The sequence below is a fragment of the Aeromonas sp. 130281 genome (genome assembly GCF_056642115.1).
Genome location: NZ_JBWVQS010000001.1, coordinates 865,863 through 889,668, shown reverse-complemented (window position 1 = coordinate 889,668; position 23,806 = coordinate 865,863). Strand labels below are relative to the sequence as shown.

General features: G+C 63.9%; 19 protein-coding genes. 7 read left to right on the top strand and 12 right to left on the bottom strand.

Annotation, left to right across the window (positions count from 1 at the left end; genetic code table 11):
- Positions 1–11 precede the first annotated feature (11 nt).
- Together AC1IN8_RS03850 and AC1IN8_RS03845 are read right to left on the bottom strand one after the other, a co-directional pair.
- Complete coding sequence (locus tag AC1IN8_RS03850) at positions 12–374, bottom strand: VOC family protein (RefSeq protein WP_479758118.1); 363 nt, start codon at positions 372–374, stop codon at positions 12–14.
- Positions 375–400: 26 nt separating this feature from the next.
- A complete protein-coding gene (locus tag AC1IN8_RS03845; protein WP_479758117.1) occupies positions 401–787 on the bottom strand; it encodes a DUF6404 family protein in 387 nt (128 codons plus the stop codon).
- Between the two features lie 169 nt (positions 788–956).
- Between AC1IN8_RS03845 and AC1IN8_RS03840 the strand changes: the two genes are divergently transcribed.
- The gene (locus AC1IN8_RS03840) at positions 957–1,859 is read left to right on the top strand and encodes a LysR substrate-binding domain-containing protein (protein WP_265437479.1); all 903 of its coding nucleotides are present in this window, start codon (positions 957–959) and stop codon (positions 1,857–1,859) included.
- Positions 1,860–2,024: 165 nt separating this feature from the next.
- Here the strand turns inward: AC1IN8_RS03840 and glpK are convergent, their stop codons facing one another.
- Together glpK and AC1IN8_RS03830 are read right to left on the bottom strand one after the other, a co-directional pair.
- Entirely contained in the window at positions 2,025–3,527 is a 1,503-nt protein-coding gene (gene glpK, locus AC1IN8_RS03835; RefSeq protein WP_139435909.1) for a glycerol kinase GlpK, read from the bottom strand.
- A gap of 41 nt (positions 3,528–3,568) precedes the next feature.
- A complete protein-coding gene (locus tag AC1IN8_RS03830) occupies positions 3,569–4,417 on the bottom strand; it encodes an MIP/aquaporin family protein (protein ID WP_042648340.1) in 849 nt (282 codons plus the stop codon).
- 488 nt (positions 4,418–4,905) lie between these two features.
- On the opposite strand from AC1IN8_RS03830, the gene glpT reads away from it, so the two are divergent.
- The 6 genes from glpT (at position 4,906) to tyrA (ending at position 12,917) form a co-directional block, all read left to right on the top strand.
- Positions 4,906–6,264, top strand: a complete 1,359-nt coding sequence (gene glpT, locus AC1IN8_RS03825) for a glycerol-3-phosphate transporter (protein ID WP_139435903.1) — start codon at positions 4,906–4,908, stop codon at positions 6,262–6,264.
- Positions 6,265–6,364: 100 nt separating this feature from the next.
- Positions 6,365–7,123: a DeoR/GlpR family transcriptional regulator gene (locus tag AC1IN8_RS03820; protein WP_005328190.1), complete on the top strand. Its 759-nt coding sequence runs from the start codon at positions 6,365–6,367 to the stop codon at positions 7,121–7,123.
- 464 nt (positions 7,124–7,587) lie between these two features.
- Positions 7,588–9,075, top strand: coding sequence for a glycerol-3-phosphate dehydrogenase (glpD, locus tag AC1IN8_RS03815; RefSeq protein ID WP_202046248.1), 1,488 nt, complete (start codon positions 7,588–7,590; stop codon positions 9,073–9,075).
- A 100-nt stretch (positions 9,076–9,175) separates the two neighbouring features.
- On the top strand, positions 9,176–10,255 hold the full coding sequence (gene glpQ, locus AC1IN8_RS03810; protein ID WP_479758116.1) for a glycerophosphodiester phosphodiesterase: 1,080 nt from the start codon (positions 9,176–9,178) through the stop codon (positions 10,253–10,255).
- A gap of 330 nt (positions 10,256–10,585) precedes the next feature.
- The gene (locus AC1IN8_RS03805) at positions 10,586–11,659 is read left to right on the top strand and encodes a 3-deoxy-7-phosphoheptulonate synthase (protein WP_479758115.1); all 1,074 of its coding nucleotides are present in this window, start codon (positions 10,586–10,588) and stop codon (positions 11,657–11,659) included.
- Between the two features lie 118 nt (positions 11,660–11,777).
- Positions 11,778–12,917 (top strand): bifunctional chorismate mutase/prephenate dehydrogenase, encoded by a 1,140-nt coding sequence (gene tyrA / locus AC1IN8_RS03800; protein WP_265436810.1) that lies wholly within the window; start codon positions 11,778–11,780, stop codon positions 12,915–12,917.
- A gap of 66 nt (positions 12,918–12,983) precedes the next feature.
- On the opposite strand, the gene hdfR is transcribed toward tyrA, so the two are convergent.
- From hdfR to AC1IN8_RS03760, 8 genes are all read right to left on the bottom strand, one after another.
- Entirely contained in the window at positions 12,984–13,859 is an 876-nt protein-coding gene (gene hdfR, locus AC1IN8_RS03795; protein WP_025326467.1) for an HTH-type transcriptional regulator HdfR, read from the bottom strand.
- Positions 13,859–14,218, bottom strand: coding sequence for a MaoP family protein (locus tag AC1IN8_RS03790; RefSeq protein WP_005328181.1), 360 nt, complete (start codon positions 14,216–14,218; stop codon positions 13,859–13,861). The genes hdfR and AC1IN8_RS03790 overlap by 1 nt, the downstream gene beginning before the upstream one ends.
- 290 nt (positions 14,219–14,508) lie before the next feature.
- On the bottom strand, positions 14,509–14,991 hold the full coding sequence (gene eco, locus AC1IN8_RS03785) for a serine protease inhibitor ecotin (RefSeq protein ID WP_005328180.1): 483 nt from the start codon (positions 14,989–14,991) through the stop codon (positions 14,509–14,511).
- 187 nt (positions 14,992–15,178) lie between these two features.
- Positions 15,179–15,736: an Lcl C-terminal domain-containing protein gene (locus AC1IN8_RS03780; protein ID WP_139435884.1), complete on the bottom strand. Its 558-nt coding sequence runs from the start codon at positions 15,734–15,736 to the stop codon at positions 15,179–15,181.
- Positions 15,733–17,091, bottom strand: coding sequence for an Lcl C-terminal domain-containing protein (locus AC1IN8_RS03775; RefSeq protein ID WP_479758458.1), 1,359 nt, complete (start codon positions 17,089–17,091; stop codon positions 15,733–15,735). The genes AC1IN8_RS03780 and AC1IN8_RS03775 overlap by 4 nt, the downstream gene beginning before the upstream one ends.
- 62 nt (positions 17,092–17,153) lie before the next feature.
- Positions 17,154–19,568, bottom strand: coding sequence for a proprotein convertase P-domain-containing protein (locus AC1IN8_RS03770; RefSeq protein WP_479758114.1), 2,415 nt, complete (start codon positions 19,566–19,568; stop codon positions 17,154–17,156).
- A 35-nt stretch (positions 19,569–19,603) separates the two neighbouring features.
- A complete protein-coding gene (locus AC1IN8_RS03765) occupies positions 19,604–21,646 on the bottom strand; it encodes a prolyl oligopeptidase family serine peptidase (RefSeq protein ID WP_479758113.1) in 2,043 nt (680 codons plus the stop codon).
- Positions 21,646–23,796 carry a TonB-dependent hemoglobin/transferrin/lactoferrin family receptor gene (locus AC1IN8_RS03760; RefSeq protein WP_479758112.1) on the bottom strand — a complete coding sequence of 717 codons (2,151 nt, stop codon included), beginning with the start codon at positions 23,794–23,796 and terminating at the stop codon, positions 21,646–21,648. The genes AC1IN8_RS03765 and AC1IN8_RS03760 overlap by 1 nt, the downstream gene beginning before the upstream one ends.
- Between the last annotated feature and the right edge of the window lie 10 nt (positions 23,797–23,806).

Genomic DNA, 23,806 nt, shown 5'->3' with positions numbered 1-23,806 from the left:
GCCCCTCGCCATCAGGCCGCCGGTTCGGACCAGACCGCAAACTCGTTGCCGCTGGGTTCGACAAAGTGGAAGCGCCGGCCGCCGGGGAAGTCGAACAGCGGGCGGTTGATGGTGCCGCCATGGTGCTGCACCTTGGCCTGGGTTGCCGCTATATCGGCGCTGTAGAACACCAGCAGGGCGCCCCCCTGATGGCTGTGACTGCACATATCTGCGCGGTAGAAGCCGCCATCCAGCCCTTCCCCTTCGAAGGCGCAATAATCGGGGCCGTAGTCGGCAAATTGCCAGCCAAAGGCGGTGGTGAAGAAGGCCTTGGTCGCGGCGAGATCCCTTGCCGCAAATTCCACATAGTTCAGTTTTTCATGGGCCTTGGTCATAAGGGTCTCCTTGTCCATGTCGGTGGTTATTTCGATTGCCAGCGCTGTTGCGTGCGGATCGTGGAGTGGGGCAAGGTGTCCCAGGGGGTCAGCTTGAGTTGCTTGCGCCGAAACCAGAGCCAGGTCGCCATCAGCAGGCCGAACCCTATGCCGAACAGGGCGCTCTGGCGCAGGGCGAAGGTCGAGCTCACCTCATCCTGCCAGCCGAGGTACCACATCAACACCCCCCAGATGGCACCTGTTGGCAGACCAAAAGCAAGCAGGTTGACCAGAAAGCGCTCATGGTGGGGCGGTCTGAGTCGCAGGCCCAGTCTGCGCAGTAATCTGAACAGTGGCGGGTTGTAGTTGAGTTCCTGCACGCCCTTGTCGGCCAGCTCCCGATGGGCGGCGGCCAGCCTGTTGTCGAATGTCATAAGATCGTCCCTGTCATGATGTGGCGCCATACGGTGCCATCTGGCGGCATTGTACTGGCAAGGGCGGAGATAAAACAGGCGGTGCGTCACGATACGAAGCGACGCCTGCCTTGCCAACCTCCGGCCATTGCGCCTATAAAGCCCCATGACTCTTGCCAGGATGACAACAATGAAGACCCATTCCGATGAACTGACCCTGTTTGTGGCCGTGGTGGAGGCGGGCAGCTTTCGCCAGGCGGCGGAGAACCTCGGCATGGACAACTCTGTGGTGAGCCGCGGCATCAAGCGCCTCGAAGAGAAGCTCGCCACAGTGCTGCTCAACCGCACCACGAGGCGGGTCAGCCTGACCGAGGAGGGGAGCTGGTTCTATCAGCGGGCGGTGAAGGTGCTGACCGAGATGAGCGAGGCGGAGAGCCATCTGCTGATGCGCCGGGAACAACCCGAAGGGGTGCTGAGGGTCGATGCCGCCACTCCCTTCATCCTGCACCGGCTGGTGCCCATCATCGGCGAGTTTCGCCGCCGCTACCCCGGCATAGAGCTGCAACTGCACAGCTCAGAGGGCTTTATCAATCTGATGGAGCGGCGGGTGGACATGGCCATTCGCATCGGCGAGCTGACGGACTCCTCCCTGCGGGCCCTGCCGCTCGGGCGATCCAAGCTGCGGCTGCTCGCCTCCCCCGACTATCTTGCGGAGCGCGGCACCCCGCGCCAGCCGGCGGATCTGCTGAGCGGCCACGAGCTGCTCGGCTTTTTGCACCCCGATCACCTCAACCACTGGCCCCTGCTGAGCGCGGAGCAGGGGGACAGGTTCGCCATCACCCCGACCCTGCGGGCCAGCAGCGGCGAGACCCTGCGCCAGCTGGCGCTCAGAGGGCAGGGGATCGTCTGCCTGTCGGACTTCATGACGGGGGAGGACAGGGCGAGCGGCGCCCTGGTGGAGGTGCTGGCCCGCAGCAACAGCGGCGCCTCGCGCCCCATCAACGGGGTGTTCTACTCCGATGCCCAGCGGGACATCCGGCTGCGGGTCTGGCTCGACTTCCTCAAAGAGCAGCTCGGCGCCGAGGCGCTGTAGAGGGCATGCCGACAGTGTCAACCCCCTCCCGGCCTCCCCCTCCACGGGGGTAGGGGTCATGTTCTCCCATCCCTCAAGGGGAGGGGACCAGTGCCAATAAGAAGAGGCCGACATTGCTGTCGGCCTCTTTGCTTTTTTCATCTCAAGGAGGTGTCGGTTACCCCATCACTCCTCTTCGGCCCAGCGGCGTGAACGTTCGACCGCCTTCTGCCAGCCGCTGTAACGCTTGGCGCGATCGGCCTTGTCCATCTGGGGGATGAACTCGCGATCGACGCTGAACTTGTCTTCCAGCTCGTCCGAGCTCTTCCAGAAGCCGACGGCCAGACCTGCCAGGAAGGCGGCGCCCATGGCGGTGGTCTCGATGCGGGTCGGGCGCACCACTGGGGTGTGCATCATGTCGGCCTGGAACTGCATCAGGAAGTCGTTGGCCACGGCGCCGCCGTCCACCTTCAGGGCCGCCAGCTTGATGCCGGAGTCCTGCTGCATGGCATCCAGCACGTCGCGGCTCTGGTAGGCGATGGATTCCAGGGCAGCGCGGATGATGTGGTTGCGGTTCGCACCACGGGTCAGGCCGACCATGGTGCCGCGAGCGTACGGATCCCAGTAGGGGGCGCCCAGACCCACGAAGGCCGGCACCAGGTAGACGCCGTTGGTGTCACCCACCTTGCTCGCGAAGTAGTCGGTGTCGCGGGCATCGTGGATGATCTTCAGCTCGTCACGCAGCCACTGGATGGTGGCGCCGCCCATGAACACCGCACCCTCGAGGGCATAGTTCACTTCCCCTTTCGGGCCGATGGCGACCGTGGTCAGCAGGCCGTTGCTGGAGCGAACCGGCTCGGTGCCCGTGTTCATCAGCAGGAAGCAGCCGGTGCCATAGGTGTTCTTGGCCATGCCCTTCTCGAAGCAGAGCTGGCCGAACAGGGCGGACTGCTGGTCACCGGCGATGCCAGCGATGGGGATGCGGGAGCCGCCGCCACGGGTGGTGTAGCCATAGACCTCGGAGGAGGGTTTGACCTCGGGCAGCATGGAGGCGGGGATGCCCAGCTCGTCCAGCATCCGCTCGTCCCACTTCAGATCGCGGATGTTGTAGAGCATGGTGCGCGATGCGTTGGTCGGATCGGTGACGTGCACCTCGCCGTTGGTCATCTTCCACACCAGCCAAGTGTCTATGGTGCCAAACAGCAGCTCGCCGTTCATCGCCTTCTCGCGGGCCCCTTCCACGTTGTCCAGGATCCACTTCACCTTGGTGCCGGAGAAGTAGGCGTCCAGCACCAGGCCGGTGTTTTCCCGCACGTACTCTTCCAGGCCGCGGGCCTTGAGTTCTTCACAGATGGCCGCGGTGCGGCGGCACTGCCAGACGATGGCGTTGTAGACAGGCTTGCCGGTGGCTTTCTCCCACACCACTGTGGTTTCACGCTGGTTGGTGATGCCGATGGCGGCGATCTGCTCGCTGTGCAGGCCGCTCTTGGCCAGCACCTCGGTGAAGACGGAGGACTGGGTCGCCCAGATCTCCATGGGGTCGTGCTCGACCCAACCCGCTTTCGGGTAGTGCTGGGTGAATTCGCGCTGGGAGGTCGCGACTATGTTGGCGTCCTGATCGAACACGATGGCACGGGAGGAGGTGGTACCTTGATCCAGCGCGACGACAAATTTCTTTTCAGCAGACATGATGTTCTCCACGTTCTTATTTTCCACGTAAGGGACCGCTCTTAGGCGGCGGCCTCTTCTTTATTGGACAGCTTGGCGGCTTCTTCGGTCGCGACACGGTTGCCCGGGACGCAGGGAGCCAGCACTTTCACATACAGGGCGGTACCCAGCTGGGCGCCGACGATGGGGCCGAGGATGGGGACCCAGAAGTAGGGGTTGTCGCGACCGCCGGTCAGGGCCACATCGCCCCAGCCTGCAAAGAAGGCGAACAGCTTGGGACCAAAGTCACGGGCCGGGTTCATGGCAAAGCCGGTCAGGGGGCCGAGGGAGGCGCCGATCACCGCGATCAGTATGCCGATCAGCAGGGCGGCGGCGAAGCCTTTGGGGGCGCCGTTGTTGTTGTCACCCAGCGCCATGATGCCCAGCATCAGGACGGCGGTGATCACCAGCTCGACCGCGAACGCCTGCATGTTGGAGAGCAGGGCATTGGGGTAGGTGGAGAAGATGCCGGCGGTGCCGAGGCTCTCTACGCTGCCGCGCACCACGTTGTGGGTCAGTTCCCACTGGGTGAAGAGGTTGCCATAGAGGAAGTAGACCAGGGCGGCGGAGGCGAAGGCACCCGCTATCTGGGCGATGATGAAGGGCACCACCTTGCGCTTGTCGAAGCCGCAGAAGGTCATCAGCGCCAGGGTCACCGCCGGGTTCAGGTGGGCGCCAGAGATGCCGCCGGTCACGTAGATGGCGATGGCGACCCCCAGGCCCCAGGTAATGGAGATTTCCCATTGCCCGAAGTTGGCGCCAGCCAGCACCAGGGCAGCCACACAGCCGACGCCGAAGAAGATCAGCAGGCCGGTGCCGATAAACTCGGCGAGGCACTCGCCGAGCAGGGTATTGGGTCTTTGTATGCTCATAGTTGTTATTCCTTATATCCACCCAGAGTAGGTTTGATGTTCCGTTTCGTTATCTTGCATTCCCATTTTTTGCGTCCGAAAACGTTTCTTCTTGTTATTTGAGCTGACGCAAACGTTATGCTCGTTTGCGCTCGTTATTGGACGAGAGAGAAAATAAACCTTCTGTGCCAATTCACCAGACCCCCGCCACCGGAAATGTGGACAAGATCCCATTCATTGCTAAGAAAATGTGACGAAAAGCAACTGTTAGCGGTGTTAATACTCCTTAGTGGGTAGCTGGATTCCTTGCCCTGCAAGGGCTGGCGGCCGATGAGCGATCACTCATCGGGTGACATTTTTTGTAATAAAACTGCAATAATTCAGCCTTCATCACAGATTGAATGTTCACAAATGAGCACAATAGGCTCGCTTGCGAATAAGGACTCATCTGGTCGCAGGCATGATCGGGGCACCCTCAACCGCCCATAACAACAATAAGGACGCAGAACATGCTCAGTCTCTTCAGGCCTGCACCCCACATAGAGCGGCTACCGGCCGACAAGGTGGATCCCTTCTACAAACGCATGCGCTGGCAGGTGTTTTTCGGGATCTTCTTCGGGTATGCCGGCTACTACCTGGTGCGCAAGAACTTCAGTCTGGCGATGCCCTACCTCATCGAGCAGGGCTTCTCCCGCGGTGATCTGGGCCTGGCCCTGTCCGGCGTCTCCATTGCCTACGGTCTCTCCAAATTCCTGATGGGGAACGTGTCGGACAGATCCAATGCGCGCTACTTCCTCTCCGCCGGCCTGCTGCTCTCGGCCGGTATCATGTTCATGATGGGGACAGTGCACTGGGCTACCTCCAGCATCGCCATCATGTTCGTGCTGCTGTTCCTCAACGGCTGGGTTCAGGGCATGGGCTGGCCGCCCTGCGGTCGCACCATGGTGCACTGGTGGTCACAGAAGGAGCGGGGCGAAGTGGTCGCGGTCTGGAACGTGGCCCACAACGTGGGTGGCGGCATGATAGGTCCGCTGTTCATCCTCGGCATGGGCTGGTTCAACGACTGGCGCAGTGCCTTCTATGTGCCGGCTGCTGCTGCCGCCGCCATCGCGGTGATCGCCTTCTTCGTGATGCGCGATACCCCGCAATCCGTTGGTCTGCCCCCCATCGAGGAGTACAAGGACGACTATCCGAAGGATTACAACGAGAGTCACGAGCAGGAGTTTTCCGCCAAGGAGATTTTCGTCAAGTACGTGCTGCACAACAAACTGTTGTGGTACATCGCCATCGCCAACGCCTTCGTTTATCTCATTCGTTACGGTGTGCTGGACTGGGCGCCGACCTACCTGAAAGAAGCCAAAGACTTCAGCGTGGATCACTCCTCCTGGGCCTACTTCCTCTATGAGTGGGCGGGCATCCCGGGCACCCTGCTGTGCGGCTGGATCTCGGACAAGCTGTTCCAGGGCCGCCGCGCCCCGGCCGGTATCCTGTTCATGGTGCTGGTGACCCTGGCGGTGCTGGTCTACTGGCTCAACCCGGCGGGCAACCCCACCGTCGACATGCTGGCACTGGTCGCCATCGGCTTCCTGATCTATGGCCCCGTCATGCTGATAGGTCTCTATGCGCTGGAGCTGGCGCCGAAGAAGGCGGCCGGTACCGCGGCGGGCTTCACCGGTCTGTTCGGTTATCTGGGTGGCGCCGTGGCGGCCAACGCCATGCTGGGCTACACCGTTGACCACTTCGGCTGGGACGGCGGTTTCATGGTGCTGACCGCATCTTGCGTGCTCTCCATAGTGCTGCTGGCAATGACCCTCAAGCACGAGAACATCGCCGTCGCTGCCAAGAAGGCCGCTGCCGACAAGGCATAAAACGTGATCCTGCCCTTATCAGTCCGAAAAGGGATAGGGTACACTGCCAAAGGCCCCGCAATGCCGGGGCCTTTTTTCGTCTCTCAAGCGGAGTGCAAGCGTGAAGCAAACCCAACGACATCTGGAGATCCTGGACGTCCTGACAAGGCAGGGCTTTGTCTCGACCGACGATCTGGTGACCCATTTTGACGTCAGCCCCCAGACCATTCGCCGGGATCTGAACGATCTCGCCGAGCAGAACAAGATAAGGCGCCATCACGGCGGGGCCTCATTGCATTCGAGTACAGTCAATACCGCCTACAGCGCCCGCAAGGTGATGCAGCTCAAGGAGAAGGAGCGCATCGCCCGCGAGGTGGCCGCCAACATTCCGGACGGCTCGTCCCTCTTCATCGACATCGGCACCACCACGGAAGCCATCGCCCGCGCCCTGCTGGACCACAGGGAGCTGCGCGTGGTCACCAACAACCTCAACGTCGCCAGCATACTCACCGCCAAGGATGACTTCACCGTCATCATCGCCGGTGGCGAGATCCGCAACCGGGACGGGGGCATCGTCGGGGAGGCGACCCGTGACTTCATCGGCCAGTTCCGCATGGACTATGGCGTCATCGGCATCTCCGGCATCGACAACGACGGCTCCTTGCTCGATTTCGACTACCACGAGGTGAAGATAGCCCAGGCCATCATCGCCCACTCCCGCCAGGTGTTCTTGGCCGCCGACCACACCAAGTTCGGGCGCAATGCCATGGTCAACCTCGGCAACCTCAACCAGATCCACGCCCTGTTCACGGATCAGGAGCCGCCGGAGAAGCTGATGCGACTGATGTCCCAGCATCAGATAGCCTGCCACATCTGCTGAGTCTCCCCACGCCGCACTAGCATCAGGCCGCCGTCAGGCGGCCGCTTTCTTGCTGCTCTCTCACGGGGCCTTCCCCATGCGGGGCGCCTTGCCCCTGCAACCTCTCTCCTTCTGTCCCTGTGGCGCCGTCTCGGCTGGTCGCTGCCTGCTTGAGCCAAAAACAACGGCTCTCCTCTCGTCCCAGGTGGTCTGCCTCTGGGCAATCTCGGCTTCAGGGCCGGGCTCCTTCGGCCTCGGCCAGTCGCGCCCGCATCCGTTGCGGCAGCTTGGTCCCGGGCAGTAGGGACTATGGCGAGGGCTTGGGGTGGCACTTTGTCACCGACCGGCAGCATTTTTAGCATTGTCAGAACAATCGCGATCACATTTCTCTCACGAAATGTTCGTTTATTGGTTTTTCATGTTCTAATATGAGCGAAATCAAACATTGCCGGCATGGCGAACACAAAATAAGAAAGTAGGTGAACATGAGCGAACATTATGATCTGGTCGTCGTCGGCGGCGGCATCAACGGGGTCGGCATTGCGGCGGATGCGGCGGGGCGGGGGCTGAAGGTGGCGCTGTTCGAGGCGCAGGATCTCGCCTCGGCCACCTCGTCCAACTCCAGCAAGCTGATCCACGGCGGCTTGCGCTATCTCGAACATTACGAATTCAGGCTGGTGAAAGAGGCGCTGGCGGAGCGGGAGGTGCTGCTCGGCATGGCGCCGCACATCGCCCGCCCCATGCGTTTTCGCCTGCCGCACCGCCCGCACCTGCGCCCGGCCTGGATGATCCGTGCCGGCCTCTTCCTCTACGACAACCTGGCCAAGCGCGACAAGCTCAAGGGGAGCTGCGGCCTGCGCTTCCTGCCGCAAGATGGCCTCAAGAGCGGCATCAACAAGGGGTTCGAGTACTCGGACGCCTGGGTCGACGACGCCCGCCTGGTGGTGCTCAACGCCATGATGGCCCGGGACAAGGGCGCCGACGTACAGACCCGCACCCGCTGCGTCAAGGCGGTGCGCGGATCCAAACACTGGACCCTGACCCTGGAGCGGGAAGGGGGCGAGCAGTTCAACGTCACCTGCCGTGGCCTGGTCAATGCGGCCGGTCCCTGGGTCAAGACCTTCTATGACGAGAGCCTGCACGAGAAATCCCCTCGCGGCATTCGCCTCATCAAGGGCAGCCACATCATAGTGCCGCGCATCCATGAGCGCGAAGAGGCCTATATCCTGCAAAACGAGGACAACCGCATCGTCTTCGTCATTCCCTACCAGCAGGACTACTCCCTCATCGGCACCACGGACGTGGAGCACCATGGCAGCCCGCGGGAGGCGAAGATCAGCGAGGCCGAAATCAGCTACCTGTGCAAGGTGGTCAACGCCCACTTCACCCGCCAGATTGCCCCCTCCGAGGTCATCTGGACCTATGCCGGGGTGCGGCCCCTGTGCGATGACGAGTCCGACTCTCCCCAGGCGGTGACGCGCGACTACACCCTTGAGCTCTCCGGCGAATCCGATGGGGCGCCGCTCTTGTCGGTGTTTGGCGGCAAGCTCACCACCTATCGCAAGCTGGCCCAGGCCGCCTGCAACAAGCTCAAACCCTGGTTCAGCCAGATGGGTGAGGACTGGACAGCCACCAGCCGTCTGCCCGGTGGCGAGTTCGACTGCTCCACCACAGAGCTGGCCCGCGCCTACATGCTCGAATTCGACTGGCTGGACGAGCGCAGCGCCCGCCGCATCGCCGAGGCCTATGGCAGTCATGCCCGTCTCTGGTTGCATGAGGAGCGCGGCCAGCACTTTGGTGCAGGGCTGTATGAATCCGAAGTGCGCTATCTGATCAGCCGCGAGTGGGCCCATTCGATGGAAGATATACTGTGGCGCCGCAGCAAGCTGGGGCTGCGCCTCTGTGATGCCGAGCAGCAGCAACTGCACGCCTGGCTGGAGCAACACCATCACGCCCTGCCCAAGGCAAGCTGATGAAGACGCGGGCGGCCCTTGCCGCCCGCCGTTAAACTGCAATAAACCTCTGCTATAACAACTACCTACATCCAATAAACAATAACAAAGAGCCGTTCTTATGAAACAACCTCACCTCTCCCTGGTGGCCCTTGGCCTCGGGGTTGCCCTCGCATTGCCCGCCCTGGCCGCAGATGACGGCAAGATAGTGATCGCCCACCGCGGCGCCTCCGGCTACCTGCCCGAGCACACCCTGGAGTCCAAGGCCCTGGCCTATGGCATGGGGGCCGACTATCTGGAGCAGGATCTGGTGATGACCAGGGATGACCAGCTGGTGGTGATGCATGATCACTTCCTCGACGGCATCACGGACGTGGCGACGCGCTTCCCCGGCCGTGCCCGCCCGGACGGCCGCTACTATGTGGTGGATTTCACCCTGGCCGAGGTGCGCTCCCTGCGCATGACGGAGCCGTTCCAGCTGGTGGAGGGCAAGCAGGTGCCCGTCTATCCGGCCCGCTTCCCGCTGTGGAAGTCCGACTTCAAGATCCACACCTTCCAGGAAGAGATAGAGATGATCCAGGGGCTCAACAAGAGCACCGGCAAAGAGATCGGCATCTACCCGGAGATCAAGGCCCCCTGGCTGTTCCGCCACGAGGGCAAGGACATCTCCAAGGCGGTGCTGAAGGTACTGAAGGAGTACGGCTACACCGGCAAGAGCGACAAGGTCTATCTGCAGAGCTTCGACGTGGATGAGCTCAAACGCATCGACACCGAGCTGATGCCGGCCCTCGGCATGGACTTGAAGCTGGTGCAGCTGATGGCCGAGACCGACTGGAACGAGACCATGGTCTACGACGCCAAGGGCAAGGCGACCCCCTACGACTATGGCTGGATGTTCAAGCCGGGTGCCATGAAGACCATAGCCGGCTACGCCGACGGCATTGGCCCCTGGAAGCCGATGATAGTCACCGAGCCGGGCACCCCGGGCAAGCCGGTGTTCACCGCCATGGTGAAGGAGGCCCACGCCGCCGGTCTCAAGGTACACCCCTATACCTTCCGCCAGGATGAGGGGCAGATCCCGGCCTATGCCAAAGATTTCACCGACCTGCTCAACATCTTCCTCTATCAGGCGGATGTGGACGGGGTGTTCAGCGACTTCCCCGACAAGGCGGTGGCGGTCATCAAGGCCCACGGCAAATAATAAAAGAAGAGCAACACGGGAACGCAAGCGGGGCCAGGTGCCCCGCTTTTTTATGGCGGCAGGTTGGCCAGGGCGTGACGAGGTACAGGGTGTAATTATTTGTTTACGATTTTCGTGGTGCAGGGGGCCTCTCACGCGCTACTTTCTGGCTGTTTTGGTCACGGCAGTGGTCATTAATCCATCTATTGATGCACTGCACCGCTAGTTTCACTTGATTGTTTGTTTTTCCTTGGTAAGGTGAGGGCGGTTGCGTAACAAAGCGCTGACTTGTGTAAATAAATAAATACACTTTGGCGCAATTGGCTTAAATACAGTAGAGAGAATGAGAAAATGCAAAGAGATCCCCTGAACAACATCCATATCCAGTCCGAACAAGTGATGATCACGCCTGCCCAGCTAAAGGAGAAACTGCCCATCTCCGATCGCGCGCTGGCATTCGTGCAAGGGGCCCGCAATACCATCGCCGACATCATTCACCGTCGCGATCACCGCTTGCTGGTGATCTGTGGTCCCTGCTCCATCCACGACATGGACGCCGCCAAAGAGTACGCAACCAGACTCAAAGCGCTGCATGACGCCTATCAGGACTCTCTCTACATTGTCATGCGGGTCTACTTTGAGAAGCCGCGCACCACGGTCGGCTGGAAGGGCTTTATCAACGATCCGAATCTGGACGGCACCTTCGACGTGGAGCTGGGGCTGCACCGCGCCCGGGAGCTGCTCTGCTGGCTGGCGGAGCTGGAGTTGCCGCTGGCGACCGAGGCGCTCGACCCCATCAGCCCGCAATACCTGGCCGAGCTCTTCTCCTGGTCGGCCATCGGCGCCCGTACCACCGAATCCCAGACCCACAGGGAGATGGCGTCCGGTCTCTCCATGCCGGTCGGCTTCAAGAACGGCACCGACGGCAACCTGGGTACCGCGATCAATGCGCTGCAGGCGGCCTCCAGCCCCCACGCCTTCATGGGGATCAACCAGCAGGGCCAGGTCGCCTTGTTGCAGACCCAGGGCAACCCGGATGGCCACGTGATCCTGCGCGGCGGCAAGCACCCGAACTACGACTCCGTCAATGTGTCGCTGGCGGAAGAGGCGCTGGAAAAGGCGGGCCTGCTGCCCGGCCTGGTGGTGGATTGCAGCCACGGCAACTCCAGCAAGGATCACCGGCTGCAGCCCAAGGTGGCGGACAACGTCATCCACCAGATCCAGGAGGGCAACCGCTCCATCATAGGGGTGATGCTCGAATCCAACCTGTTCGAGGGCAACCAGTCCAGCGAGCAGCCCAAGTGCGAGATGCGCTACGGTGTCTCCATCACAGATGCCTGCATCGACTGGGAGACCACGGATGCGCTGCTGGCCCGCTGCCACAGCCAGCTGGCGGCGCCGCTCAAGGGCAGAACCGCGCCGTAAGTCGTGGTATCTTGTCGTAACTGATTGAACCATAGAGGTATCACTGCCTACGCAGTGATACCTTGTTGCCTCTTGAATCACAGGGCGCCGCCGCCTGCGGCGCCGGCAGGGACTGGATATGGCTGAAGAGTTGAATGCCCTCAGGGACAAGATAGATGCGGTGGACAGGCAGCTGATTGATCTGCTGGCCGCCCGTCTGGCCCTGGTGGGGGAAGTGGGTGAAGTGAAGAGCCGCCACGGCCTGCCCATCTATGCACCGGACAGGGAGGCGAGCATGCTGGCCCGCCGCCGGGCCGAGGCCGAACTGCTGGGGGTGCCCGGGGATCTCATCGAGGATGTGCTGCGCCGGGTGATGCGCGAATCCTATATTCTGGAATCCGCCAGCGAAAAAGAGAACCACTTCAAGTGCATGAAGCCGGATCTTGGCAAGGTGGTCATCATCGGCGGCCAGGGCCAGCTTGGCCGCCTGTTCGGCCAGATGTTCGGCCTCTCCGGCTACCGGGTCGAGACCCTGGAGCAGGGTGACTGGCCGCGCGCCGACGAGATCCTCGCCGATGCGGGGCTGGTGATGGTGGCGGTGCCCATCGACATCACCTGCCAGATCATCGACCGGCTCGGCAAGCTGCCGGCGGATTGCCTGCTGGTGGATGTGACCAGCGTGAAGGCGGCGCCGCTCGAGCACATGCTGGCGGTGCACCAGGGGCCTGTGCTGGGGCTGCACCCCATGTTCGGGCCGGATGTGGCGAGCCTCGCCAAGCAGGTGATCGTCTGCTGCCAGGGTCGCGACCCCGCCGCCAGCCAGTGGCTGCTGGATCAGATGACCATCTGGGGCGCACGGCTGCAACAGGTGGAGGCCAAGGCTCACGACGAGGCCATGACCCTCATTCAGGCGCTGCGCCACTTCGCCACCTTCGCCTACGGCTGGCACCTCTCCCGGGAGCAGGCCAACATCGACCGCCTGCTTGCCTTGAGCTCCCCCATCTACCGGCTGGAGCTCGCCATGGTAGGGCGGCTGTTTGCCCAGGATCCCCACCTCTATGCCGACATCATCCTCTCGTCACCGCAGAACCTCGCGATGATCCGCCGCTACTACCAGAACTTCGGCGAGGCGCTGGGGCTGCTGGAGCGGGGGGACAGGGACGGTTTCATCGAGGCTTTCTCGCAAGTTTCCAGCTTCTTCGGCGAACATGCCGACGAGTTCCTGCGCGAGAGCCGCACCCTGCTGGCCCAGGCCAACGACCGTCGTCACCATGGCTGACGGCACGCATCCATAACAAAGGGGCCGCTTGGCCCCTTTTTTCATGCTGTTCAGGCTGAGGCCCGGCTACTCGGCCGATGGCAGCCGCAGATCGGCGCCATCCCACCCCAGCGGCAGGGTGAGCAGCTGATCGATGAGCTCCCGGCGATCGGATTTCTCCAGATAGGCGAGGTAGAGCGGGCGGCTCAGCGCCTGTCCCCCTTCCACCAGGTGCAGTTGTCCCTGCTCCAGGAAGGGGCTCACCATACGCCGCGGCAGATAGGCGGCGCCCCCGTTGGCCAGCACGAACTGCAGCGCCATGCTGGCCGAGCTCGAGTGCAGCACCGGGGTCTTCTGCAGGCTCTGCAACCGGCTGGAAGGGGGCTCGAAACTGGTGCCCCAGTCGAGGTGAATATGGGGCATCTGCATCAGGCTGTCCGCATTGGCGGCCGGCTCGCGGCTCACCAGCTCGAACACCAGCTCGCCTATGGGATGCAGGGCTATCTCGTCTATCTTGGTCGGCTCGGAGAGCAGGGCGAGATCGAGGGAGCGCTCCAGCAACTGGCGGCACAGGTGCTCGCGAGACGCCGTCTCGAGCCGCACCGCGAGGCCGGGGGCCAGGGCATAGACGTGGTTGAGCCAGTCATTGAAGTCGAGCTCCCAGAACACCGCGGGTGCACCTATGGCGAGCTGCTGACTGAAACCGGGAGAGAGGGCCACGTCCTGCTTGGCGCGGCCCAGGGTATGCAAGATGGCGTCTGCGTAAGGCAGCAGACGCTCACCGGAGGCGGTCAGACGGATATTGTTGCGATGGCGGGCAAACAGGCTGACCCCGAGTTGTTGCTCGAGCTGGCGGATCCGAAAGCTGACCGCCGACTGGGTCAGGTAGAGATTCTCGGCAGCCCGGCCAAAATGCCGGGTCTTGCTGACCTCGATGAAGGTCCGAAGCAGCTCGGTATCCATTAATCGAGGGACTCGTCGCTGCCACCGCCGCCACCGCCCTCAAAGCTGCCGCCCGCATCCTCATTGGCGCCACCCGCGACTGTGCACAGACGGTGCACCCGCTTGGGACCAATCACCTTCAGGTACTTGAACCATACCTTGGCGTGGGGGTTGCTGCCGGCTGCGCCAGACTTGACCTGCTCGATGAAGGCGCTTTCTACGTCATCGCGGGGGGCCAGGTTGCCCTGATAGAGCGCCAGCATCACTGTGCCGTACTTTTCCAGACTGTCCGCTTCGGCCACGGTGAATTCGCCACTGCGACGCAGGCCACGGGGAAAATGTTTGAAGTCGTTGAAACGCTTGTCTGATTCGAAGCTCATAGTGCTCTTGTTCTGGTTAGTTTGACCTTTGCGGGCAAGTATCATCAGGCCGTCGCAGAGTGCAAAATCAATTTTCTTACTATGTTAATAAATATCTTTTATCGAACACCCTTTGTCTCATCCCGAGGGAGGATTTTGCGGTCCACAGCACAAAAAGCCTGAAAAATAGTGGAGTTATGTCAGGTTTTGTACAGCTGGACCCGGTCTATGCGGGGTAAAAACAATAAAATAAAGGCGCCATACGGCGCCTTTATTTGTTCATGGATTGGCTGAACCTGAGCGTCGGGCACTCATTCAATCATGGCTGGCTGCGCCAGGTTGTCGGCACGCCACAGACGGTAGCGCACTTCATACTCCTGCGGCACATAGATGACGAACGGCAGCTTGGAGTTGTAGTTCACGAAGAAGCCCTGACCATAGATCTGGACGAAGCTCTCTTTCTTCTGGCCATCCGGGCAGGCCATCAGGGTGCTGACAGGACCCGAGACCTGGCCCAGGGTCAGGTAGTTGTAGCCCCAGCCCTTGACGCTGTGCTGTTCCAGGTTGCCGGCGAAGCGGGGCAGGTTGCAGTCCACCAGCATCTTCTTGCCCACTTGCAGCTCGACCATCATGTCGGCTTCGTTTTCGACTTCCGGCAGGCGGATCACGACACGTTCCTGGTTCACTTCGGCGGCAGGGAACATGCTGATATCAAATTTTTTCGGTTCGGCGGCGAAGGCATGGCCGCCCAGTAACAAGGCGCCCAGCAGGCTAAAACGCAATACGGTTTTCATCTGTACCTCATGGGATTGGTTCAACGCCGCTAGACTAACCGCTCTGCCCGTTTCACGCCAGCGCTCCGGCGCGCAAAACCAGCCTGAACCGGCACAGGGTGACGTAATTTGATGCTTTTTTGACGCCTTCCACCCCAAAGGGGCCATTCGGGGGAAAACCGGGCAGGGGAGTCCCCGCCCGGACTGCTCACCTTACCAGCAGCACCTGCTTTGCCCAGGAGCCGGGGGCCCGCATGCCGATGGCGCCACTGGTGATGTCCAGATAGGCGACGCCCTTGCTGGCGGGCACCGGGGTGGAGGACCAGAGGTAGACATAGCCGTCGTTCACCTCCTTGCCGTCCCCGGCCATGGCGCGGGGGAAGAGGGTCTCGTTCAATGCCGGCTTGTAGCAGGCGGACTCCAGTATGCTGATGAGCTCCTTGATGGTGGGCAGGCGCCAATCGGTGTGGCCGCCGAAACCGTGGAGGGCATGGCTCGGCTCGGTGCGGATCCGCTCTGCGGTCAGCAGGGCCTGCTGCCAGTAGAGCCGGGTCGGCTCGCCGCTGCAGCTTCCATTCTGCCAGCTTTGGCCGAGCTGGCAGCGCATCCAGGTGAGGCCGGAAGCCCGGTCGGTGACGGTGCCGTTGCCGCGATCCAGGAAGCGGGAGCTGGGGCTGGTGCGCGGCAGGCTGTCGTCGCAGATGGCGATGGCCAGTGCCAGGGGGCTGCACAGGGTGAGCAGCAGGGTCAGAAGATACTTGTTCATCGGGTTACCTCGGCCACAAGGCGCAGTTGTATGGCATTGATTTCATTTTCGTTCTGGACGCCATAGGGGTAATCGGTGCCCGCATCCTCCCCCAGGAACAGAGGGCTGATGACGGCGATGGGGACGCTCTCGAGGCGCCGGGATGGGGTCAGGGTCTGGGTCCAGTAGCTGCCATCGAAGTCGCCGCTCGAGGGACCGACGTCGGGGAAGTAGCGCACATCCAGGCTGACCCGCTGGCCATCCTGGCGGGCGAGGGATCCGTAGTGTTGCAGGCTGCCTAGCTCTTGGGCCGTGGGCAGGCGCCAGTGCCCTATGCCGCAGAGTCGTTGTCCATTGAGCCATTGGCGATACTGCTCGGTGGAGCAGATAGCTTCCCCCTCGGGGCAGGCATAATCCAGCTCCGCCTGACTGGGGTGATAGTTGCCAAACTCCCAGGCGAAGACTTTGTGCAGATCCCGCGGACTGTCCGGATCATCGAGCTTCTTCTCCCAGATGAGGCCGGTGTTGAGATCCTCCACGCACTCCCACTCGTCGGCATTGTCCGCCAGGGGCTGCCCCTTGCCGTCCAGCTTGCGATAGCGCAGGGGCGCCTGGCCCAGGCTCGCCTCCTGGCCCGGGTGATCCGCAGGCTCCTGGGTCAGCAGGTAATCCACCCCGTCCGTGTAGGTGGTGACGCCGCTGGCGGTCACCAACGCCCGGGGTTGCTGCTGCATCAGCACGGCGGCGAGTCTGGCCTGCTGGCTCAGGAGCTCGGGGCTTGCGGCAAAGTGCCGGGCGAGCTCGGGCAGCAGGGTGACCAGTCCCTGCCAGATCTGGCGTTGGCGCTCGCCGGTGGCGAGACCGGGCAGGCTGGCGGCGTCATCCCGTGTCGCCAGGGCGAGCGCCTCCAGAGCCCTGTTGAACTCCTCCAGCTGCACCAGGGCCGCGAGTCCCTGATCCGGTTGCAGGGGCGCAAGGGCGAGCAGCAGCTCGGCCAGGGCCTGGGCAGGCGGTATCCCGTCCGCGACCCGGGTCTGCAGCAGCGTGCTCAAGGGGGTGGGGGTGAGGTGCTGATCGTCCAGGCGCGCCGCCGGGTGGGTCAGGGTCAGGGCGCCCGGCTCCCGGGGGAGGAACAGCAAGGGGCTGGTGAGCAGGCCGGGGGCGCTGGCGCTCAACTGGCGCGCGCCAGCCTCGCCACTGACCACGGGCTCGCCTGGCTCGCAGTTGTCGTTCTGGTTCTGGTTGACGCACAGGGTGCCCGCTGCGGGCAGGTTGACCGTCAGACGGTAGTCCGGCGCGGTCAGGGGCGCCTCGTCGGATCCGCCACCACCACAGGCGCTGAGCAGGGGGGCCAGCAGACAGGCCAGCGGGGTCATTCTCATCTTCATTTCTTGTCCTTGGAGGGGCCTTGGCCCCTCTTTGCTTTTATGGGGATGGATCAGCCGCGACGGCAGAGGCGGCGCCAGAGGGTGAGCGGCAGCAGCCAGAGCAGGTTGACAGTGCCGCCCCCGCTGCTGTCCGCGGTGTCGAAGTGGATGATGCCGTCATCCGGCGGGGCGACGGGCTCACCACACTGGGCGCCGGTGCGCTGGCTGATGCTCCAGCCGTTGATGCGCCCCTGATGGCCCGGCTTGCTGTCCACCACCTCCAGGGTCCAGCGACCGGCCAGCGGCTCTCCCACCAGGGGGGTGAAGGGTTGCAGGGGCAGCAGCTCGGTGGGGAAGACCCCCTTGAGCCGTGGCAACGGACTGTATCCCTTGTCCCAGATCTGGATGCGGGTGCCGGAGGGGGAGTTGAGCCAGATCTCCAGCTCATCCAGGGCCTGGTGTTGCAAGTCCAGGTTCAGCTGCAGGCGATCGCTCACCCGGGTGTCGCTCTTCTCCAGCACCAGGCTGGTTTCGCTGATGCCGCGCACCTCCTCGCTCTGGGCATCCTTGAGGGTCAGCGGCTTGCCGTTGGCCCGGCTGATGACGGGGGTGCCTATGGGCAGGGTGAGGGACTGCTGCCACTGACGCTCGGTCGGGCTGGTGCCCCTCATGACGAGGCTCACCGGCAGGCTCACCTCGTCGCCACAGGCCAGCGGGCTGGCGGCCTGCAGTCGCACTGTGGTGGTGAGGCTGGCGCCGGCCGCCAGGGTGGTCGCTGACCAGGCCAGGGGATCGGCCTGCAGGCCGGCGGGCAGGGACAGGGTCAGGTCCTTGAGGGTCACCGGGGTGCTGCCGGCGTTGCTGAGGTCCAGCTGCACCGACTGACGCTGCCCCAGCGCAAGGGCGCTGCCCTCGGCCAGGGCGACGTTGACGGGGGCCTGCAGCAGGCCGTGCTGGCGAAACGCCTGCTCCAGATGGCGAGCATAGGAGCGCGCCGGATAGAGGCGCGCCGCCGTGTCCACGGTAATGCGGGCCAGCTGCGGCATGCGGATGGCGGGCCCCAGGCCGAAGTGAGACTCGATGACGAGGCGATCGAACTCGTCCCGCGCCCCTTCCCCGTGCTCGGCCACCGACGCCAGCAGGGCCTGGAACAGCGGGGTGCCCCACAGCTGATCCCCGTTGCTGCCGTTGATGGTGCGGTGGGCCGGGTAGTTGTAGTCCGGGTGGTAGCGGGCCCGAGTATCGTCCAGCTGGCGCGGGGTGCGGTCGGTGAAGCGGGCATCCCAGTTGAACACCATGGCGGGTTCGAACTGGCGCCCCGCCTCGCTGCGCTGGCGATGGCTGGCGGCCAGGAAGTCGCCGAAGCCCTCGCCGATGGCGCCCCAATCCCCCTCTTCCCCGAGATCCGGCACTATGTGGTGCTGCACTCCGTGGCCGAACTCGTGCCAGATCACCATGGGATCCTCGGCATCGGGGACGCCGCTGCGGCCCAGCTCCAGCCTGCGCTCGAACGGATCGTAGAGGGAGTTGTCCTGATAGCCTGCGTCCGTGTCGACGTCGAGGGCGCCGGGGATGAGGTCGGTGAAGCCGAGGGCCTTGAGGTGGCGCTGGGCGAGATCCAGGTGGTAGTAGGCGTTGATGTCGGCAAAGCCCGGGTCGTCCCGGGTCAGGCGAAAGGCCTGCTGGTTGTCTGTCCCGTAGGGGGCGGTGGTGGGCTCGATGGCATCCACCACCCTGGCATGGGGGCCGCTCAGCACATAGTCCGAGCCCTGCAGGCTGACCGGCAGGGAGACCTTGTCCTGATAGGCGGCATCCGCCAGCACCAGAGCCTCGTGCCAGACCAGGCTGGCGTCTTGCAGCTGGGTGCGGGGATCGGGATCGAACACCCGCGCCAGGACAAGCTGATCTCCCGCATCGGGGGTACGCTGCGCCTGGGTGCTCGCCTGATCGCCCCAGCGGCCGAGCTCGCGATCCCCTTCGCAACTGGCAAACAGCTGGATCCGGGTGGCCTTGGCATTGCCCTCCTTGTGCTCGCTCACCCGCTGGCGCAGGGCCGGCACCAGGGTGTCGCCGTCGCGCCAGTACCAGGCTTCGACCGGCCCCAGCGGGTCTATCCGGCTGCCGTCGGCGCGCAGCTGGTCCAGCAGGGGATCCAGGCTGGTGCTGGCATCGCAGCCGGGCGCGGCACTCTGCAAGGGGCGCAGATTGTGATAGAGGCGCCAGGGTCTGCCGGCGCCGTCTATGCTGACGGCGGCCTGGGTGGTGGCCACCGGCAGGCCGTTGACCAGCATGCGGAAGCTATGGTGATGGCCGAGCAGGCTGGCCCTGTCGTAGTCGGGGGAGAGCGTCACGCCGAGGCGCTGCTCCAGCCAGGCCTGGGGCGTGGTGGTCAGGGGTGGCTCATCGACAAACTGCAGCTCGGCCGCCAGCAGGGGCTGGGGGAGCAGGGTTGCCGCCAGCCAGAGGGCCAGGGAGGAGGGTTTCATGGGTGACTCCAAAACAGAAAAGGTGAATGCGGACATCAGTGACGGACCCCAGCCAGGGAGAGCAGGAAGGCATATTCACGGGCAGCCTTCTGCTGCGCGGTGCCCGCACTGGCGAGATGGCCGCCGTCGAGTTCGGTGTGCAGCAGATAGGGACCGGCTCCTGTGCTGTGGGCCCGCAGGCGGGCCAGCCACTTGAGCGGCTCCCAGTAGGGCACCTGGCTGTCGTGCAGCCCTGCCGTCACATAGAGGGGCGGGTAGGGGGCCGCGTGCAGGTTGTCGTAGGGGCTCAGGCGGCGCATGGCCGCATAGTCGGCCGGGATGGCCGGATTGCCCCACTCCCCGTACTCCTGGCGGGTGAGGGGCAGCTCGGGATCCTGCATGGTGCCGAGCAGGTCGACGAAGGGAACCTGCAACACGGCCCCGGCGAAGCGGGTCGGCGCCTGATTGAGGGCCGCCGCCACCAGCAGGCCGCCGGCGCTGCCCCCCATGGCGAACAGCCGGTCCGGATCGATGGCGGGATCCCGGGCCAGGCTGTCTGCCACCGCCAGGAAATCGTCCACGCTGTGTTGCTTCTGCTGGCCGCGACCCTCCTTGTACCACGCCTCCCCCAGCAGGCCCCCGCCGCGCACATGGGCGATGGCGTAGACGAAGCCGCGATCCAGCAGGCTCAGCACCTGGGGCTGGTAGTAGGGGCGCATGGGGGTACCGTAGGCGCCATAGCCGTAGAGCAGCAGTGCCTTGGGGGAGTGGATGTCCTTGCGCCACACCAGGGAGACAGGCACCTTGACGCCGTCACGGCCGACGACCCAGCGCCGCTCGCTCTGATAGAGGGGGCTCGCGACCGGTTTGTCAGCGGCTTGCCATTGACCGGAGGCCAGATCCAGCCAGCGCTGGTGCGGCGCCTCGGCCATGCCCTGGCGGCGGATCAGGATCTGCTGACTGGCGGGATCATGGGCCCCCTGGATCCAGGCCGTGCCGGCTCCTTCGGTGAGCGCCAGGCTGTGGGTCAGCTTGCCGTCTGCGTCCAGCACATCGAGCCAGTCGTCCCCTGCCTTGCGGTATTGCAGCACTGTGTGGCGGGCAAACAGGCGCCACTTCTCGAGCTCCCGGCCCTCGCCGGACCAGAGGGGCTGCCAGGGACCAGCCGCCAGGCTCGCCAGGCTGGGCGCCTGATAAAGCCCCATGGCCCCGTCCCGGTTGCTCTTGACAAGCACTCTCTCCCCCTGGGTATCCAGGTAGTATTCGAGCCCATGTTCACGGGCCCTGAGCAGGGTCGGGCCGCCCTTATCCAGCAGGTATTGCTCCGAGCTGTCGTGGTTGTTGCTCTGCAGCACCAGGTGGCGGTTGTCCGTGGTGCGATAGAGGCTGAGCAGCCAGGCGGGATCGGCCTCCTGGTGCACCAGCGCCTCCTTGTCGGCCTGCCAGGCCCACAGCTGCCAGGGGCGCAGGGTGCGGGGTTCGTTGGCAATGGTGTAGAGGGTCTTGCCATCCAGGCTCCAGAGCAGATCGCTGGCCCGGTGCGCCAGGGTGGTGAGCGTCTCGCCGCTCGCCAGATCCAGCACCGTGATGCGGTAGTCCCTGTCCCCACGGCTGTCTTCGGCCAGGGCAAGCAGGCGGCCATCCGGGTGCAGGGCCCAGGCGGCAATCTCGTAGTAACCCTGAGCGGGCTGACGGGGGGCCAGCCGCTGGCGGGGGGCGGAGCGGGCGTCGCTGCGCTGCCACAGGCTGCCGTCCGCCTCCATGCGCCACTGGCTGCCCGCGTGAGTCAGCCACTCCTTTGGCAGGGGCTCGCCCCGCGCCCTGGCCTGCCACTCGCCTTGCAGCGTTGTTTCGAGGGGCTTTTGGGTGGCGAGTTGCTCGTCGGTCCAGCGGTTCTGCTCGCGCAGCAGCGCCAGCAGATCGGGGGCGCGGCGACTGTCGTCACGCCAGCCGCCATAGGGATCGAGGCGGGCTATCTCCCCCTTCATCAGTTGTGGACGCTCGGGGATAAGGGGCGCTGCCTCCTGGATTGCTTCAGGAGGCGGGGCGGCAGGGGCCGGGGTGGCCAGCAGGCTGGCCAGTACAAGCAGGCTGTGCATCAGATCCCCACGAAGGTGTAGCGCAGGCTGGCACTCAAGGTGCGGCCGCTCTGGGTGAAGAGGGAGGCGTCGGTACCGGCTTCCAGCCCGGCCACGTCCTGATAGCGGGTGTAGCGGGTGTCGAACAGGTTATCGAGCTTGAAGTTGACCTTGAGGGCATCGGTGATCAGCCAGTCCGCCGTCATGGCGAGACTGAACCAGCCAGCGCTCGTGAGGCAGGCATCCTGGCTCTTGGTCAGGCTGTTGCCGCAACTGGGCACCCGGCTCATGGCAGCGGCGTAGTCCGCCTGCACCCCCAGGCTCCAGTCATGGGTCTGGTAGCTCAGGCGAGTGTTGCCCTCCAGCGGAGTCAGGGTGCGCAGAGCCTCGCCCTGGCTGTCTTCCCCGTCGACCCAGCCGAGCTTGGTGGCCAGCTCCCACTCCTGGGTCAGCCAGTAGCTGGCGGCGATTTCCGCGCCCCAGGTCTCGGCCTTGGCCACGTTGCGGTACTGGCGCAGGATGACGCCGTCACTCAGGCGCAGCCCCACCTCGCGCCAGTCGATGAAGTTGTAGTAGCGGTTGTAGAAGAGGGCCGGCTTGATGCTCCAGTTCTCCCCCTCGCCGCTGAGCCCCCACTCAACGCTGTGGCTGGTCTCCTCCTTCAGATCCGTGTTGGCGATGATCTGGAATGGCGGCAGGGCGAAGTAGTGGGGAATGTTGCCGTACACCTTGTCGTAGGAGGGGGCCCGAAAGCCGTTGGCATAGCTGAGCCAGCTGCGCCACTGCTCGTTGACGCGGTAGCTGGTGGCCAGGCTCGGGGAGAGATGCCAGCTGTGGTTCTCACCCTGATTGCCATCTTGCGGGCGCAGCCACTGGTGATCCATGCGCAGGGTGGGGGTGAACTGCCACCGGCCCAGGGTCGCCACATCGCCGAGCCAGACGCCGGCCCGGTCGGTGCGGGCACTGCTGAAGGGCTCGGACTGGCTGGGCTGGGGCACCCCCGCCTCCAGGCTCAGCTTCTCCACCGGCCGCTCGTGGCGGGTACGCTCCAGCTCGACGCCGTAGCTCAGCTTGTGGGCGATGGCGCCGGTGACGAGATCCCGGCGCACGTCCAGCTCGCTGCCGACCCTCTCTTCGGTGAAGGTGGAGAGCTCCCGCTCGCTGCGGTAGCGGGGATAGCCGCTCAGCAGGTCGTTTTGCAGCAGGCTGCGCTTGTTGGCGCTGTTCTTGGAGTGGTTGCCATAGAGGCTCCAGGTGAACTGATCCGCCAGCAGACTGCCGAGATCGCTCGCCTCCCAGCCAAGCTTGCCCCCCTGGGTGCGCTGGCTGCCCTGCTCGTGGTATTGGCGCACCTGCCACTTGCCGTCGGGCTGGGGCACTTCGCGGGGCCCCTGATCCCGCTCTGCATTGTCCTCGAAGTAGTCGAGCTCCAGGCGCAGCAGGTGGTGATCGTTTAACGGGAAGCGGGAGCTGGTGGAGGCGCTAAGGCCGTCCAGATCCGCCGGGATGCGGCTCTCGTCATAGTTGGCGGTCTCGTGCCCCTGCCAGCCGGAGACCCGCAGCAGGTGCTCGCTATCCAGTACCCGGGCGGCGCCGGTGGCGCTCAGCTTCTGCTTGTCGCTGCTGCCGTCCTGCAGCACCTTGCTGCCGAGATAGGCATCCTGCCCCTGCAGGTAGTCCTCCGGCTGCTTGGTGGAGATGACTATGGTGCCGCCGATGGCATCGGAGCCATGCAGGGAGGAGCCGGCCCCCTTGGCGACCTCTATCTGCTTGACGTCATCGAGATCGAAGCTGAAACGGCCCACCTTGTCGTTGAGGTCGTCGGCACCGAAGCCGTCGCTGACCCGGACCCCATCCTTGATGATGAGCACCCGGTTGCCGCCCATGCCGCGGATGATGATGTTCTGCGGCCGACCGGCGGAGCCGGTCACCGAGACCCCGGGTTCGTTCTTGAACACGTCGGTGAGTTCGGTGGCGACCTGGCGATCCAGATCTTCCTCCGTGATGACGGTGATGGAGCCAGAGACATCGGACAGCTTCTGCTCGATGCGCTGCCCCTTGACCACTATGGTCTCGTGGGCCCTGGGTTCGGGATCTGTCCCGGCGGGATCGCTGGCGGCCAGGGCTGTACCGGACAGCAGCATGGGCCAGTAGTGAAGCAGTGTTTTCATTGTTGATAAT